Source organism: Providencia sp. SP181 (assembly GCF_050446505.1).
Taxonomy (GTDB): Bacteria; Pseudomonadota; Gammaproteobacteria; order Enterobacterales; family Enterobacteriaceae; genus Providencia; species Providencia vermicola.
Map to the genome: position 1 here is coordinate 246,946 of NZ_JBBPXM010000004.1, position 17,063 is coordinate 264,008.

At 42.2% G+C, this 17,063-nt stretch carries 13 protein-coding genes; 6 read left to right on the plus strand and 7 right to left on the minus strand.

Annotated elements, in window-relative coordinates; genetic code table 11:
• Window positions 1–64: 64 nt before the first annotated feature.
• Both pflB and pflA read left to right on the plus strand, forming a co-directional pair.
• Entirely contained in the window at window positions 65–2,347 is a 2,283-nt protein-coding gene (gene pflB, locus AABS66_RS09090; protein WP_206085456.1) for a formate C-acetyltransferase, read from the plus strand.
• A 139-nt stretch (window positions 2,348–2,486) separates the two neighbouring features.
• A complete protein-coding gene (pflA, locus tag AABS66_RS09095) occupies window positions 2,487–3,275 on the plus strand; it encodes a pyruvate formate lyase 1-activating protein (RefSeq protein WP_206085455.1) in 789 nt (262 codons plus the stop codon).
• A gap of 51 nt (window positions 3,276–3,326) precedes the next feature.
• Here the strand turns inward: pflA and AABS66_RS09100 are convergent, their stop codons facing one another.
• Window positions 3,327–3,749: a DUF2000 domain-containing protein gene (locus AABS66_RS09100; RefSeq protein WP_206085454.1), complete on the minus strand. Its 423-nt coding sequence runs from the start codon at window positions 3,747–3,749 to the stop codon at window positions 3,327–3,329.
• A 150-nt stretch (window positions 3,750–3,899) separates the two neighbouring features.
• Here AABS66_RS09100 and AABS66_RS09105 point away from each other — a divergent pair, with 150 nt between their 5' ends.
• The 3 genes from AABS66_RS09105 (at window position 3,900) to AABS66_RS09115 (ending at window position 6,561) form a co-directional block, all read left to right on the plus strand.
• Window positions 3,900–4,370: an Lrp/AsnC family transcriptional regulator gene (locus AABS66_RS09105; RefSeq protein ID WP_206085453.1), complete on the plus strand. Its 471-nt coding sequence runs from the start codon at window positions 3,900–3,902 to the stop codon at window positions 4,368–4,370.
• 358 nt (window positions 4,371–4,728) lie between these two features.
• Window positions 4,729–5,535 (plus strand): BPSS1780 family membrane protein, encoded by an 807-nt coding sequence (locus AABS66_RS09110; protein ID WP_206085452.1) that lies wholly within the window; start codon window positions 4,729–4,731, stop codon window positions 5,533–5,535.
• A gap of 138 nt (window positions 5,536–5,673) precedes the next feature.
• Window positions 5,674–6,561 (plus strand): LysR substrate-binding domain-containing protein, encoded by an 888-nt coding sequence (locus tag AABS66_RS09115; RefSeq protein WP_272538768.1) that lies wholly within the window; start codon window positions 5,674–5,676, stop codon window positions 6,559–6,561.
• Here the strand turns inward: AABS66_RS09115 and AABS66_RS09120 are convergent.
• From AABS66_RS09120 to lrp, 6 genes are all read right to left on the minus strand, one after another.
• Window positions 6,545–7,282, minus strand: a complete 738-nt coding sequence (locus AABS66_RS09120) for a sulfite exporter TauE/SafE family protein (RefSeq protein WP_206085450.1) — start codon at window positions 7,280–7,282, stop codon at window positions 6,545–6,547. The two genes, AABS66_RS09115 and AABS66_RS09120, sit on opposite strands and share 17 nt — an antisense overlap.
• A 190-nt stretch (window positions 7,283–7,472) precedes the next feature.
• Window positions 7,473–8,765, minus strand: coding sequence for a serine--tRNA ligase (gene serS / locus AABS66_RS09125; protein WP_206085449.1), 1,293 nt, complete (start codon window positions 8,763–8,765; stop codon window positions 7,473–7,475).
• A gap of 108 nt (window positions 8,766–8,873) precedes the next feature.
• Window positions 8,874–10,217, minus strand: a complete 1,344-nt coding sequence (locus AABS66_RS09130; protein WP_206085448.1) for a replication-associated recombination protein A — start codon at window positions 10,215–10,217, stop codon at window positions 8,874–8,876.
• A gap of 94 nt (window positions 10,218–10,311) precedes the next feature.
• Window positions 10,312–10,932, minus strand: coding sequence for an outer membrane lipoprotein chaperone LolA (gene lolA, locus AABS66_RS09135; protein ID WP_206085447.1), 621 nt, complete (start codon window positions 10,930–10,932; stop codon window positions 10,312–10,314).
• Between the two features lie 106 nt (window positions 10,933–11,038).
• Entirely contained in the window at window positions 11,039–14,617 is a 3,579-nt protein-coding gene (locus AABS66_RS09140) for a DNA translocase FtsK 4TM domain-containing protein (protein ID WP_430224836.1), read from the minus strand.
• 413 nt (window positions 14,618–15,030) lie between these two features.
• On the minus strand, window positions 15,031–15,525 hold the full coding sequence (gene lrp / locus AABS66_RS09145) for a leucine-responsive transcriptional regulator Lrp (protein ID WP_004918089.1): 495 nt from the start codon (window positions 15,523–15,525) through the stop codon (window positions 15,031–15,033).
• A 538-nt stretch (window positions 15,526–16,063) separates the two neighbouring features.
• On the opposite strand from lrp, the gene trxB reads away from it, so the two are divergent.
• Entirely contained in the window at window positions 16,064–17,023 is a 960-nt protein-coding gene (gene trxB, locus AABS66_RS09150; protein ID WP_206085445.1) for a thioredoxin-disulfide reductase, read from the plus strand.
• Window positions 17,024–17,063 lie beyond the last annotated feature (40 nt).

A 17,063-nucleotide genomic window follows, 5' to 3' on the forward strand; every position in this document is an offset into this window, starting at 1 on the left:
CTGACACACACGAAAAGATTTATTAAGATCCCTAAAAGATCCACTGTTAAAAGGTAAAAGTATCATGTCCGAATTAAATGAAAAATTCGCTTTAGCATGGCAAGGTTTTAACCAAGGTGACTGGCAGAAAAACGTCAACGTACGTGACTTCATCCAGAAAAACTACACTCCATATGAAGGTGATGAATCTTTCTTAGCAGGCTCTACCCCAGCAACTGACTCGCTGTGGGATAAAGTTATGGAAGGGATCAAAATCGAAAACCGCACGCATGCGCCTGTTGATTTTGATACAGATGTTGCTTCAACCATCACTTCCCATGATGCAGGTTACATTACTAAAGAATTAGAAAAAGTCGTTGGTTTACAAACTGATGCTCCTCTGAAACGTGGTCTTATCCCGTTCGGTGGTATCAAAATGGTTGAAGGCTCATGCAAAGCTTACGACCGTACTTTAGATCCAGAAATCAAAAAAATCTTCACTGAATACCGTAAAACTCACAACCAAGGTGTTTTCGACGTTTACACGCCAGACATCTTAAAATGCCGTAAATCAGGTATCTTAACTGGTCTACCTGATGCATATGGTCGTGGTCGTATCATCGGTGACTACCGTCGTGTTGCGCTGTACGGTATTGATTTCCTGATGAAAGACAAATTTAACCAATTCACCTCTTTGCAAGAAAGATTAGAAAAAGGTGAAGACCTACAGATGACTATCCAACTGCGCGAAGAAATTGCTGAACAGCACCGTGCATTGGGTCAAATGAAAGAAATGGCTGCAAAATACGGTTACGATATTTCTGCACCAGCAACAAACGCGCAAGAAGCAGTACAGTGGACTTACTTCGGTTACTTAGCCGCAGTTAAATCACAAAATGGTGCTGCAATGTCATTTGGTCGTGTTTCTACCTTCTTAGACGTGTATATCCAACGTGACTTAGAAGCTGGTAAAATCACCGAACAACAAGCGCAAGAATTAATTGACCATTTAGTCATGAAACTGCGTATGGTACGTTTCTTACGTACTCCTGAATACGATGAGCTGTTCTCTGGCGACCCAATCTGGGCAACTGAATCATTAGCAGGTATGGGTCTTGACGGCCGTACACTGGTAACGAAAAGTACTTTCCGTTTCTTGAACACACTGTATACCATGGGCCCATCTCCTGAGCCAAACATGACTATCCTGTGGTCAGAAAAACTGCCAATGAATTTCAAAAAATTCGCAGCAAAAGTGTCTATCGATACCTCATCAGTTCAGTATGAAAATGATGACCTGATGCGTCCAGACTTCGACAACGACGACTATGCAATCGCATGTTGCGTGAGCCCAATGATTGTTGGTAAACAAATGCAGTTCTTTGGTGCGCGTGCAAACTTAGCGAAAACCATGCTGTATACCATCAACGGTGGTGTTGATGAAAAACTGAAAATGCAAGTGGGTCCTAAACATGCACCAATCATGGACGAAGTCCTTGATTTCGATACTGTGATGAACCAAATGGACCACTTCATGGACTGGTTGGCAACTCAGTACGTCACTGCACTGAACTGCATCCACTTCATGCACGACAAATACAGCTATGAAGCTTCGCTGATGGCGTTACATGACCGTGATGTTTATCGCACCATGGCATGTGGTATCGCGGGGCTGTCTGTTGCTGCTGACTCACTGTCCGCTATCAAATATGCGAAAGTTAAACCAATTCGTGACGAAGACGGTATTGCTATCGACTTCGAAATCGAAGGTGAATACCCACAATTTGGTAACAACGATTCACGTGTTGATGACATCGCGTGTGACTTAGTTGAACGTTTCATGAAGAAAATTCAGAAACTGCCTACCTACCGTAATGCGGTACCAACTCAGTCAATCCTGACCATCACCTCTAACGTTGTGTATGGTAAGAAAACAGGTAATACACCAGATGGCCGTCGTGCTGGTGCGCCATTTGGACCAGGTGCAAACCCAATGCACGGTCGTGACCAAAAAGGTGCAGTAGCTTCACTGACTTCTGTTGCTAAACTACCATTTGCTTACGCGAAAGATGGTATTTCTTATACCTTCTCTATCGTACCAAATGCGTTAGGTAAAGATGACGATGTGCGTAAAACGAACTTAGCGGGTCTGATGGATGGTTACTTCCACCACGAAGCGTCTATTGAAGGCGGTCAGCACTTGAACGTTAACGTCATGAACCGTGAAATGCTGTTAGACGCAATGGAAAACCCAGAGAAATATCCGCAGCTGACTATCCGTGTATCAGGTTATGCAGTGCGTTTTAACTCACTGACTAAAGAACAACAGCAAGACGTTATTACTCGTACTTTTACAAGTTCAATGTAATAATTAGCTCATTAAAATAAAGTAAATTAAAGACCCCGCTTTATGGGGTCTTTTTATCTATACTGTCAGTTAAAGACTACAAATCACTATTTCATGCATAAAGTCTTAGAAGTATGACGGATATTTTGGAGTACCTGCTATGTCTGCCGAAATTATTACAACAACCGATATCACTAAAACAGAATCGCCAGCAACGTTAGGCCGTATTCATTCATTTGAATCTTGCGGCACTGTTGATGGCCCTGGCATTCGTTTTATTGTCTTTTTCCAAGGCTGCTTAATGCGCTGCTTGTATTGCCACAACCGCGATACTTGGGATACCCACGGCGGCAACATTGTCACCGTCGATGAATTAATGAAAGAGGCGGTCACCTATCGTCACTTTATGAATGCAACGGGCGGCGGTGTCACCGCTTCAGGTGGTGAGGCTATTTTACAAGCAGAGTTTGTCCGTGATTGGTTCCGCGCCTGTAAGAAAGAGAATATTCATACTTGTTTGGACACTAACGGTTTTGTTCGTCGCTATGATCCTGTTATTGATGAACTGATGGATGTCACTGACTTGGTGATGTTAGATTTAAAACAAATCAACGATGATATTCACCAAAAGTTAGTCGGTGTCTCCAATCACCGAACGTTAGAATTCGCACAATATTTAGCTAAACGTAATCAAAAAACGTGGGTGCGTTATGTTGTTGTACCAGGCTGGAGTGATGATGATCATTCAGTACATCTGCTCGGCGAATTTACTAAAAACATGGGTAATATCGAAAAAATCGAATTATTACCTTACCATGAACTTGGTAAACACAAATGGGAAACCATGGGTGAAGAATACAAGCTTGATGGAGTTAAACCACCATCAAAAGAAGTGATGGAACGTGTCAAAAGCATTCTTGAAAGCTATGGGCACAAAGTCATGTACTAAATAAGTTGAGGCTCAACATTGAGCCTCTTCTTTATTTATTTGCCATTATTCCTATTTAAATAAAGGCAAATGGCCAATAAGCTGAGTCACCGCCTTTTTATTTCCCACCAGCCCAATACCCGCTAACTGAATATTTTTATATTCATGCTCTGACAACTTTTGCTGGTACTCACCATAAGTGCGACACGATTGCGCCAATAGACTAAAAGGAATGATATAAATTTCACTTTCTTTTAATGCAGCTTCTTCTATGTCTTTAATATACTGCTCTGGTGATTTTAAAATCGGTAAAGGGGCATAAATCACCCCTGGATAATGAATATTATCTGCACTGTTTAAATCTTGCCCCACCATATTGTTTACTTTATTTCCTAAGCTCACACCAATCACACTGGCGGCATTCATTGCAAGCCCGTTAGATAAATCCTGATTAACCACGATAGCGCAGCGATGCTCAGCTGGATTAAATATCATTTATGTCCCCTACTGTTTTTAATTGTGTTCAATTTCCCGATAATTATGGCATTTAAAGAAAGAAATAGGCTTTCTAACTCAGCTATGGCAAGCTTATTATTCGGTAATTTTTTTCTCTATTTAGTCAATAATAGGTAGGAATATTCATTTATGGCAATTGATAAGACAGAAACAAAAATTCTTTCACTACTGCAAGAGGATGCACGGATCACCAACCATGAACTGGCTGAAAAAGTAGGCATGTCCGCCTCACCCTGCTGGCGGAGAGTTAAAAAACTTGAAGAAGATAATATTATTCAAGGTTATCGCGCTATTCTAAACCGCAAAAAAATTGGCCTTGGTGTTATGGTGTTTGTACGTGTGATTATTGATAGTGACAGCGAGGCAGAAGCACAAAAATTTGAACAGGAAGTCAGCGAGCTTGAGAACGTTGTCGCCTGTTATAGCATTGGTGGTGATACTGACTTTTTACTGCAAGTGGTTTCTCATGATTTAGATTCTTACGCTGATTTTGCCATGTCAGTTATTCGCAGATTGCCAGGCATTAAAGAAATGCAAAGTATGTTTGTATTAAAAGAAATCAAGCCACTCGATGCATACCCTATATCTATTTTTGAATAACTTACCGACGCTTACCTTATTCTTCATAATGGTTATTAGTTATATTTTATTCCACACAATAACCATTTTTCATAAAAAACCATCCTAGTTAAAGTTAAAATAACCCTATATTTAACCAAAAAACACCAAACTAAACAGTCTATAAATTCAATATCAAATGAGTAATGACCTTATTACCCTAAAAAATGTTGTATTAAGAAAAAGTTAATCAAAAATACCTTACCAGAATAGTCTGCTTTATAATGTATTCACTTATCTGCATACTACTGCCGATAAAGTAAAAGAGTGCATATAAACTCACAAACTTTTTATAATAATTATTGCTAATTCACTACGACAAATAGGTTCCTTTTTTATCATGAACAATGAAAACTTCAGTGCAGATAACAACCCTGCACCTAACACTAACGCTCAAACTCAAGTTGATACTTTTGTTTTTCACGCTGAACCTCGCGCTGTTGATGCGGGTGAAGGTGTTAACTGGATCAGCCAATCATGGTCTCTGGTTAAAGAAAAATTGGGTATGTGGATCTTAATCAATATCGTATTGTTTGCATTGATTCTGATTATCTCCATGATCCCATTCTTAAACTTACTGATCACCTTTATTACTCCAATCTTTGTTGGCGGTATTATTGCTATCAGTGAAAATCAGCGTAAAACTGGACAAGCAGAAATCGGTTTACTGTTTGCGGGTTTCCAAAACAAATTCGGTGCACTGTTTGCGGTTGGCGCCATTAACTTTGCAGCAAACTTAGTCGGTATGATCATCGCTTTCATCATTGGCGGTTCTGCGATGTTTGGTTTATTAATGGAAAGCAACCAATACGGATCACCATCTGATGCGGCTATTTTAGCGTCCTCAGGTTCATTCTTCTTTGCTATTATCGTGATGGCTGTCGCTGGTTTAGTGGGTACCGCATTAACTTGGTTTGCCCCTGCTTTGGTTATGAACCACGATTTCACTGTTGGTGCTGCAATTTCAGCTAGCCTACAAGCAGTTAAGAAAAATATCCTGCCAGGCATCCTATTCTTTATCGTTCTGTCTATCTTAATGATTATTTCTGTGATCCCATTAGGCTTAGGTTTATTAGTTTCTATGCCAATTATGTATGTTTGCTATTACAGCAGCTACCGTAGCCTGTTTTTCTCACAAGTTAAATAAGCCAATAAACATGATGATTTAAAGTCATCATTTTTAGAGGGGAAGCACTTGCTTTCCCTCTTTGCTATCAGCCTCTAATTCACTTATATTCCTTGAATTAAACGAATAACTTCCCTTTATAAATTGGAGTGCTACCCCGTGCATTTTGATATTACCGATTTAAAACTGTGCGTAAATGTCGCCAATGCAGGAAGTATTACTCATGGGGCAAAGTTGACCTATATTACGTTGCAATCCGCCAGTGAACGGATACGCGGCTTAGAAAATGAATTAGGCGTTAATCTATTTACCCGCTCAGCGAAAGGTGTTGCATTATCCGATGCCGGTTATGCATTTATTGAACATGCAAAAATCATCTTACAGCAAATTGAATTGATGCAAGATAAAATGCAGCAATACAGCCGTGGCTTACGCGGGCATATCAATATCCTATGCAATACTTCAGCACAGATGGAATTTTTGCCGTCTCGTCTTCATGCTTATTTACGCCAACAACCAAATATGTCTGTTTCAGTAAAAGACATGCCAAGTGCGAATATTGTAACTTCAATTAAAAATAAAGTTGCAGATGTCGGTATTATTGCTGATTCTGTCGACTTGGCAGGGCTTGATACTCGTCCATGTAGCTCAGATGAATTAGTGGTATTTGTTCATAAAGATAGCTTATGGGCTAACCAAAAGCGTGTTTCATTTGCGGACATTATTGGTGCTGAGTTTATTGGCTTAACAGAAGATAACCCGTTACAAACCCATATTGATGATAATGCTAAACAGCAAGGCCAACGGCTTCATTACCGTGTACATATGCCTACTTTAGACGCTGTAATGCAAGGGGTTAACCAAGGTATTGGTATTGCTATCATTCCGCGACAAGCCGCACTGCGCTATGGCCCCTCCGACACCCAAATATTGCAACTGGCTGAGAATTGGGCGCAGCGAAAATTAGTGATTTGTGCACGCGACTTCAGCCTATTACCTGATTACACCAATGAATTTATTGATTTTCTAATTAACTGGCAACCATGATCACCCATTGTTTTGCCATATAAATCCCCAGCCCAATTAAACCGATAAAAAAACAACGCCGAAATAGCTTTTCACTAATAACCCGCCGAAAATATTGTCCAAGATACATCCCCACAATAGCGGGTATTAAGGCAAAGAAAGATAGCCCCCAATCAATATCATTTTGCTGGTGGTCTATGGATAATTTGATTGCCAGTGCCACTGTTGATGCTGTAAACGCTAGCCCTAGCGCCTGAATAAGTTCATCTTTATTTAATTTCAGTGTTTGCAAATAAGGTACCGCAGGGATAACAAATACCCCCGTTGCTGCCGTGATCACCCCAGTAAAGTAACCAATCGTTGGGGAAAGCCATATTTCATGTTTCTCGAACGATGGCATTTTTTTAGCCATTATTCCCCATCCCCCATAGATAATCAGTACAACACCCAATGCAGGTAATGTCCAAGTGGATGATGATGTTAATGAAGGTAAAAAACTCAACCATGTTCCAAGCAACACCCCAATCACAAAACCACTGAGTCGTTTCGCTAACGCCATAAACTGTGGCCCAATCAATAATTGCCATATATTGGTGACCAAAGAAGGAATAATCAGCAAACTAGCTGCCACTGCGGGCTCCATTACGGTACTTAATAATCCCATTGCAATCGTTGGTAGCCCTAAGCCGATCACGCCTTTTATAACCCCTGCCAATAGAAAAACACCAATGACTATTTCCACCTATTCGACTCCAATAAACTCAATTTACCGTTAGACTAACGACCTTCGCCGAAGAGCGCTATTTGGAAAATACTGAGGCGGGATCAGGTAAAGTCTGAGAGGGGTTTTCATTAGAAATCGCGAAACTGAGTCATAAAAAAAACCGCCACTGTTACCAGCCGCGGTTTATTTATAAAAGGCGTAACCGAAATTAACCGATATACTCTAGCCCTTTCATATATGGACGTAATACTTCAGGCACTTCAATACGGCCATCTGCTAATTGGTAGTTTTCTAAAATTGCGACCAATGTACGACCCACTGCTAAACCTGAGCCATTCAATGTATGAACGAGTTGAGTTTTCTTATCGCTCTTACCACGGAAGCGTGCTTGCATACGACGCGCTTGGAAATCCCACATGTTTGAACAAGAAGAGATTTCACGGTAAGTATTTTGCGCTGGCAACCATACTTCTAAATCGTAAGTTTTACGTGAACCAAAACCGATATCACCAGTACATAAAATCACTTTACGGTAAGGTAGGTTCAGTAATTGCAGCACTTTTTCAGCGTGACCTGTTAATTCTTCCAGTGCATCCATCGATTTTTCAGGATGAACAATTTGCACTAACTCAACTTTGTCAAACTGGTGCATACGGATAAGACCACGGGTATCACGGCCATAAGAGCCCGCTTCTGAACGGAAGCATGGTGTGTGAGCAGTCATTTTCAGAGGAAGTTTATCCTCATCTAAAATTTCATCACGAACCAAGTTAGTCACAGGTACTTCAGCAGTTGGGATCAACGCATAAGTGCTGCTATCTGCTTCTTCTTCCAGTGGTTTAGTGTGGAATAAGTCCTCACCAAATTTTGGCAATTGACCTGTACCATACAGCGTATCATGGTTAACCAAATACGGAACATACAGTTCTTGATAGCCATGTTGCTCAGTATGTAAATCCAACATAAACTGTGCTAACGCACGGTGCATGCGGGCAATTTGCCCTTTCATCACAACAAAACGCGCACCTGTTAGCTTAACCGCTGCAGGGAAATCTAACCCCCCTGTTAATTCACCAAGGCTAACGTGATCGCGAACGTCAAAATCATACTGGCGAGGCTCGCCCCAACGTGCAACTTCGACATTATCAGAGTCATCTCTGCCATCTGGTACTTGGTCATCTGGAATATTCGGGATACTTAAAGCAATATCACGGATTTCTTGTTGCAGCTTGTCTAACTCTGCTTTCGCAGCATCCAATTTTTCGCCTAATTGGTTAACTTCCAGACGTAATGGCTCAATATCTTCACCACGAGCTTTAGCCGCACCGATAGTTTTCGATCGCGAGTTACGGTCTGCTTGCAGGGTTTCAGTTTCAACTTGTAAAACTTTGCGGCGTTCTTCTAATTCACGCAGCTTTTCCACATCAAGGGTAAAACCCCTGCGAGCCAGTTTTTCAGCAACCGCGTCTAGCTCCGTACGCAGTAAATTGGGATCGAGCATGCTTATCCTGTGAGTATTGTGAGTAATAGATAATACTTTTGATGATGCATTCTAGCACCATCAATAAAGTAAAGTATTTCGCTATATAACCTTACCGCATTGCCCAGTTTAGCGGTAGCGTTTTGTGGTACTAATTTGATCCTGTTGGGCTAACCAGTCTAATTTTTCAGCAAACTTGCTTTCCAAGCCACGTTTTGTTGGGTAGTAATAACGGCTTGCTTGCATTGGTTCAGGGAAATAATTCTCACCCGCAGCGTAGGCATTTGGCTCATCATGGGCATAACGGTATTCTTGGCCTGCTCCCATCTCTTTTAAGAGCTTTGTTGGTGCATTGCGTAAGTGATTAGGCACATCATAATCAGGCTGCATTTGTGCGTCTTTAATTGCAGCCTTATATGCCGTATAAACCGCATTACTTTTAGGAGCACAGGCTAAATATACAATTGCTTGAGCAATAGCACGTTCACCTTCTGCTGGCCCGACTCGTGTAAAGCAGTCCCAAGCAGAAACTGCCACTTGCATCGCGCGGGGATCTGCATTCCCGACATCTTCGGAAGCAATCGCTAACAAACGACGAGCCACATACAGCGGGTCGCCCCCTGCCGTAATGATCCTTGCATACCAATACAATGCCGCATCTGGTGCTGATCCACGAACTGACTTATGCAATGCAGAGATCAGATCATAAAAACGGTCACCTTTGTTATCAAACCGCGCGGTACGTTCACCACTCACTTCTTTGAGTAACTCTGCCGTTAAAATTCGCTGGCCTTGGCTATCGGCTTCAGCCATATCCGCCATCATTTCAAGTAAATTTAGCGAGCGCCTTGCATCCCCATTAACGAGCTGAGCTATCATCTTGCGTGTACTATCGGGTAACACAATATTTTGCCCACCAAGCCCACGGGATGTATCTGCTAGCGCTTGTAATAACACTTGCTCAATATCGTCCTCTTCTAAGGACTTGAGCAAATAGACTCTTGCACGGGATAACAATGCTGAATTTAATTCAAATGAAGGGTTTTCAGTCGTCGCACCAATAAAGGTGATCGTGCCATCTTCAATATGCGGTAAAAAGGCATCTTGTTGACTTTTATTAAAACGATGAACTTCATCCACAAACAGAATCGTTCTACGCCCAGCACTGCGGTTTTGGCGCGCTTTTTCGATGGACTCACGGATTTCTTTAATACCTGAAGTCACCGCAGATATACGTTCAATATCCGCTTGAGCATAGTGACCGATAATTTCTGCCAGTGTCGTTTTGCCTGTTCCTGGTGGCCCCCATAAAATCATAGAATGCAGATGCCCAGCCTTGATTGCTCGCGGCAATGGTTTTCCTTCCGCCAGCAGATGCCGTTGACCAATGTATTGCTCAAGGGTTTCGGGCCGCATACGCGCCGCTAAAGGTTGAAATTCATTCTGCGAAAAATCGAGAGACAGGTTACCCACAATATCCTCTTTATTGCCGCTTAAAAGCAAATAACTGACTCGCTAACCACCAGCAGAAAATACTAATGGTTAACGATAATAACAAGTTTAAGGCTTATTTAGCACTTGAACGTTGATCGTCTAACGTTACGCCTTTCGGCACTGTAAACTTAAACTTACTGGCATCAACACGGCCATTTTTTTGCTGTTTTAGCTGATAAGCACTGGTTTGCCCATCTTGCTCAACCGCAGAAAATTTCTCAATAGTCCCTTCTGGGGAAACCGTAATTGAGAATTTTTTCAACGTGCCGTTGGTTTGCTTAGGTTTAAGATCAAAAGTATTACCTTGCTGAATGATTGAGTATTGTTTCCAATCTTTCGGGTCATTACGTGTGATCAATAAAAATGGGGTATCCTGCGTTGCATCCGCTAAGTTCGTCACAGTCACTTGCTCAACAAATGGGTTATAAAACCATAAATTCTTGCCATCAGAAACTAACACGCTTTCGTCGGGAGAAGTCATGTTCCAGTTAAATAAGTTAGGGCGCTCTAACCATAAATCGCCGACGCCTTCTTGAACAAGATCGCCCTCAGGGCTAGTGACCTTTTGTGAAAAACTGGCTTGGAAACTATTGACCTTATTCAGTCGTGCCTGAAGGTCTTGACTCGCATCGGCCAGCACTTGGCCGATATGTAAACTGAAGGCTAATGCACCTAACAACATCATTTTTTTCATCGAACAAAGACCTTAATATGATTACCTTAAGAGGCGTGATGACGTTATACACCCCTCAAATTAAACCCGCAATTAGCACCTTAAATTATTAATTTGCTACCCACTTTTAATGCCCCATTGATGGCGGCGCAAGCACTTCTCGGTTTCCGTTATGCCCCTGTTCACTGACAATGCCTTGGAGCTCCATTTGTTCAACAATTCGCGCGGCACGGTTATAACCAATACGGAATTGACGTTGAACGCCTGAAATGGAGACACGTTGTTTGTCAACAACAAATTCAACAGCTTGGTCAAATAGTGGGTCAAGTTCTTCACCACCACCATCATAACCACCACCTTCACTATCATCACTGCACGTTGTGATGCTATCAATATATTGCGGCTTACCACGCGCTTTCCAATCATTTACCACTGCATGGACTTCTTGGTCACGAACAAAAGCACCGTGTACACGCATTGGGATTGATGAGTTAGGTGGTAAATAAAGCATATCACCCATCCCCAATAACGACTCTGCACCACCTTGATCGAGGATGGTACGCGAGTCAATTTTGCTCGATACTGTAAAGGCAATACGTGTTGGAATGTTGGCTTTAATTAACCCAGTAATGATATCAACTGAAGGACGCTGAGTCGCGAGAACCAAGTGGATACCTGCGGCACGGGCTTTTTGAGCCAGCCTTGCGATCAGCTCTTCCACTTTTTTCCCTGCAGTCATCATCAAGTCTGCGAACTCATCCACCATAACGACGATGTAAGGTTCTTTTTTCAGCATTGGATGTTCCGTTTCCATGCTGTCCCCTGGTTTCCAGAATGGATCAGGGATCGGACGCTGCATATCCGCCGCAGCTTTAATTTTTTCGTTGTAACCTGCTAAATTACGAACCCCCAGCGCAGACATCAGTTTATAACGGCGTTCCATCTCATTGACACACCAACGCAGTGCATTCGCAGCGTCTTTCATGTCTGTGACAACCTCTGTCAATAAATGAGGAATACCTTCATAAATAGAAAGTTCCAACATTTTTGGGTCGATCATAATAAAGCGCACATCTTCAGGTTTCGCTTTATACAAGATACTGAGGATCATCGCATTGACCCCAACCGATTTACCTGAACCTGTCGTACCCGCCACTAATAAGTGTGGCATTTTAGCTAAATCCGCGACAACAGGATCACCCTCAATATCTTTACCAAGAACAATCGTCAGTGGCGATGGATTTTTTCTAAAATCATCGCAATCTAATACTTCACTTAAATAAACGGTTTGGCGCTTTTCATTTGGTAGTTCAAGCCCAACATACGGTTTCCCTGGTATCACTTCAACAACTCGTACAGCAACCGTTGACAATGAACGCGCAAGGTCACGGGATAGTGTCGAAATACGCGCAGCTTTAACACCAGGCGCTAAATCAAGCTCAAAGCGGGTGATAACTGGCCCAGGAGAAAAACCGACAACCTCCGCTTTCACTCGGTAATCATTTAACCGTGCTTCAATCAGCCTTGCCGTTTGCTCTAATTTAAACATATCCACTGGCTCTTCTTGCTCTGGTGGACTTGCCAATAAATCAAGAGAAGGCATCGGCGTTGTTGGTTTTGGTAGTGGTTGATCATTACGCACCAAGAACGGGTGGAATAAGCTATCTTGCTGTGGCTGTTGTGGCTGCTGTGGCTGCTGTGGCTGCTGTGGCTGCTGTGGCTGCTGTGGCTGCTGTGGCTGCTGTGGCTGTGCAAAAGTGTGTGTTGCAGGTTGGCTATTGCCAAGCCCTGAATGCGAATTATTTGGTGGAACTATTGGCGATTCAACAGCGGTAAATGTTGGCATAAAGAGTGGATCAGCAGGCTCGTCATCCACTAAATCATCTACAGGAGAAAAGCTATCCAATACCGAGAATTCTCTTCGTAAATCAATCTTCGGTTCGACGTCTTTTTGCTCATCATCAAATTGGCTTTCAAAAGCATCACTAGGAATAATAGATGCCACTTCAGGTTCAGCAAATTTATGCGTATTGGCGGATAAATCAGATGAAGATGGCCAACGATGCTCAATGGTTGGCTGCGTCCATGTGTTGGCTGGCGATTGTTCTGCTTGCTCCACATGCTGTACGTCGGGGAACTCTGTTGGCGCGGTTTGCGTAACAGGCGGCTCATAGTCCGTGCTATCCACTTCACCATAGCGCTCACGTTGCTGCTCTAAGAATTGAGCGCGTAGTAATTCATCTTGTTGCGAATCGTCACTATTTTGCGCATCTTCAACGTCATTTGTTGACCACTGCTGATAAATTTCTTCGCGTTTAGAGGCTTCTTCTTGGCGACGTTGTAACTCTGCATCACGCTGGGATGGGATCCGAATTCCATATAACTCGCGGCGTGTCGGCAAACGAACAGGATTAGGCCTTGGCAGTTCAGGCTCCATATTTTGCTTAACTTGTGCGTGGCGCTCAAGCGCAGCAATAGAAATACCCACTGCAGCTAAAGCACTCGCATCAGCAACCCGCTCAGTAACGGAAGAACTAACAGGGACATCGGTAACAACTGGCGCAGGTGTAAATAATTCTGAGGGGACTTGAGCGGCGAATGTATTTTGTGATGCGGGTTCTACAGGCATCGCTGACGTGTTAAATTCATTATCAACTATTTGTTTTTCTTGATATTTTAACTCATGATCATTGACAGAACTAAATGCAGATGGCGCTGCAGGAACATGATCTGATTGAGAAATAACAGGCTCCGCTAAGTTATCAAAACGCCCACTGGCTTGTGGCTGGTAATCATCAGGAACCTCAAAGTGGTATGTATTCGGTTCATCTACCGCTGAGAAAGAGGGTAAAGCATCTGACTCAACTACCGTAGAGGTTTCTGGCTGAGCCTCAATATGACTTTGCACCTCAATGGACTCTGGCTGCGGCGTATTTTCAGTAACTAACTCAGCAACAGTTGGCGCTGAAAACAGCACATCATCGGAATCGAGTAATTGTTCATTATCATTCGCTAAGTGCTCAGCCTCTTGCGCTCGTTGTAGCGCATCTTCAGTTTCCTCTACTTCATAATCATCCAGGTCATCGCCTCTCGCACGGTTGGTTAATAACGTAATTGGAAGCAGGACAGCCGCTCCAATTTTTTCTGCAATTGTCAACCATGACCAACCTGTAAACAACGTGAAGCTAATCGCCCATAAGAACAACAGTGCCAATGTGGCACCTAATGAATTAAACCAAGGCATAATGGCACTGCTAAATACACTACCAATCACGCCACCAGAAGCAAAGTTGGGTAAATCATCAAAATTCAAGGCGGCTAATCCACAGGAAGAAAGGATCAATGCAAGACCACCGATAAGGCGTAAAGAAAGCGAGAAAAAATCTATGTAGCGACGCTGGCTTTCATAATGATAGATAGCCCAACAACCCAATAACAACAGTGGTGGAATAGCAAAAGCCAAAATGCCAAAAGCAGAAAACAAAATATCAGCGCTCCACGACCCCACACTTCCCCCCAAGTTTTTCACAGGGGCGTTCCACGTTGTTTGTGACCAACTCGGGTCTGAAGGACTAAAACTTAATAACGCGACCATAAGAAAAACGGCACTTAAGCAAATCGCGAGCAAAATCACCTCTAATAGCCGTCTTCCGCTACTGAGTTTTTTAAATTTGATGTATTTATCTTCTGTGTATTCTTGGCTCATTATTGTTTCTTTACTGACTGATGTTCTTCACTGACTCTGATTATTCTAACATTAATCGCCCTAAAATGCCTGTTTTGCTGGCTCTAAGACAAATAAATGCCCGATTAATATATAGTAACTCAGTATTTCATCTAATGTATTTGGATTCAATTTCTATTTATCGTCAAAACTCCTAATTATTTATAGCTTTAAAATCAATAAATTGATAATAAAACTTATCGATAAACAAGGGAGTTTCGTAAAAGAACGTAAGAAAGGCACTAGTAGCTGTTAACTTACCGATTTAAAAAGAAAAATTGAAGAAATTATTAGGGTGCTAAAACGGAACAACGCTGAGTAAACTCAGCGTTGAAACTGCAGTGCGACAACAAAGCCAATAATGCTGTGCTGAAGTGAGGTCAAAAAAGCCTTGATTAGCGAGTTTTAATCACTAAACGGTTGCTTTGTTTAACTTCTTCCATCACTACGTAGGTACGTGTGTCGTTTACACCTGGTAAACGTAACAGCGTTTCCCCTAGTAGCTTACGATATGCGGACATATCAGGCACACGCGTTTTCAACAAGTAGTCAAAGTCACCTGAAACTAAGTGACATTCTTGAATTTCTTCAAGCTTTTGAACTGCAGTATTAAACTGTTCGAACACGTCTGGCGCACCACGGTTTAATGTAATTTCAACAAACACTAATAGGGATGCATCTAAGTAATGCGGGTTCAACAAGGCTGTATAGCCTGAAATAAAACCTTGTCTTTCAAGACGGCGTACACGCTCTAAACAAGGTGTTGGGGATAAACCAACACGCTTGGATAATTCTACGTTAGAAATACGCCCGTCTTTTTGTAGTTCGTTTAATATATTCCTGTCGATACGGTCAAGGTCTTTGCCAGGACGCTTTTTATTGTCAATCATCTCTTTATCTCTCTTTCTCTAATTGTTATTTTCTACATCTATAAAATGAGCCCCTTGCCAACTACCTTTTTTATTAGGAATTCGTGTTCAGGGCAAATTCTATTTATAGTGCTGAAGTTCGTGTGAATGTAATGATCATTCACAATCGTGACTCATTTTTTAAGTTTGTAAGTAGTGTAAAGCTAATTTTCCAGCAAGAACAAAAATGCGCCATTTCCATTGACCTGCTAGATAATTAACTCTTACATAGATGTTTTCGCAAATGCGCAGCCGATTGTCAAAGCAAATGAATAAAAATCAGTACAAGATTTCGCTTTTTTTTCCAGTAAAACGTTTCGCAGCGCTAATTCAAGATAATTCCTAAAAATCATGAAGCGTGACTCCCCTACCTTTTTGTCACATTTTTTTACATTTGGCGAGTCTTGCCTATCAGAGAAATAAGTGGCATAAAACTAAGTCGCACTTAAATCACTTTTGTTACCTTCCTATTTCTCCTACAATCCTAAGCATGCTTTTTTTGAGATTAAAAGAGGAATTCATGAGCACAACCACACATCGCAAGTTAATCATTTTAGGTTCAGGCCCCGCAGGTTATACAGCAGCTGTATATGCAGCTCGCGCAAATTTAAGTCCTGCACTGATTACTGGGGTGGAAAAAGGCGGTCAATTGACGACCACAACGGAAGTCGAAAACTGGCCTGGTGACCCTGAAGGCCTAACGGGTCCAGGCCTCATGGACCGTATGCATGAACACGCTGCTAAATTTGAAACCGAAATTATCTCTGATCACATCAATAAAGTGGATTTAAAACAACGTCCATTCCGCTTATTTGGTGATGAAAACGAATATACCTGTGATGCGCTAATCATCGCAACGGGGGCATCTGCACGTTATATTGGTTTACCTTCTGAAGAAGCGTTTAAAGGTCGCGGTGTTTCTGCATGTGCAACATGTGATGGTTTTTTCTATCGCAATCAAAAAGTTGCTGTCGTTGGGGGTGGTAATACAGCGGTTGAAGAAGCCCTGTATTTATCCAATATCGCCTCCGAGGTACATTTAATTCACCGCCGTGATAGCTTTCGCGCAGAAAAAATTCTGATCAACCGTTTAATGGATAAAGTCGAAAACGGCAATATCGTACTGCATACGGATCGCACCTTAAATGAAGTGTTAGGTGATGATATGGGTGTGACAGGTGTGCGCCTTGAATGTACGAAAACGCATACCACTGAAGATATCCCAGTAATGGGCGCCTTTATCGCGATTGGCCATAGCCCAAATACCGCTATTTTTGATGGTCAGCTCGATTTAGATAATGGCTATATCAAAGTACAATCAGGTACCCAAGGTAATGCCACACAAACCTCTGTAGAAGGCGTATTCGCCGCAGGTGATGTCATGGACCACATATATCGCCAAGCCATTACCTCGGCAGGTACAGGCTGTATGGCAGCATTAGATGCGGAACGTTACCTCGATGGCTTAGCATCTAAATAATTAGCAACTTATTTATAGTTTAGGCTTCTACCTTAACTTG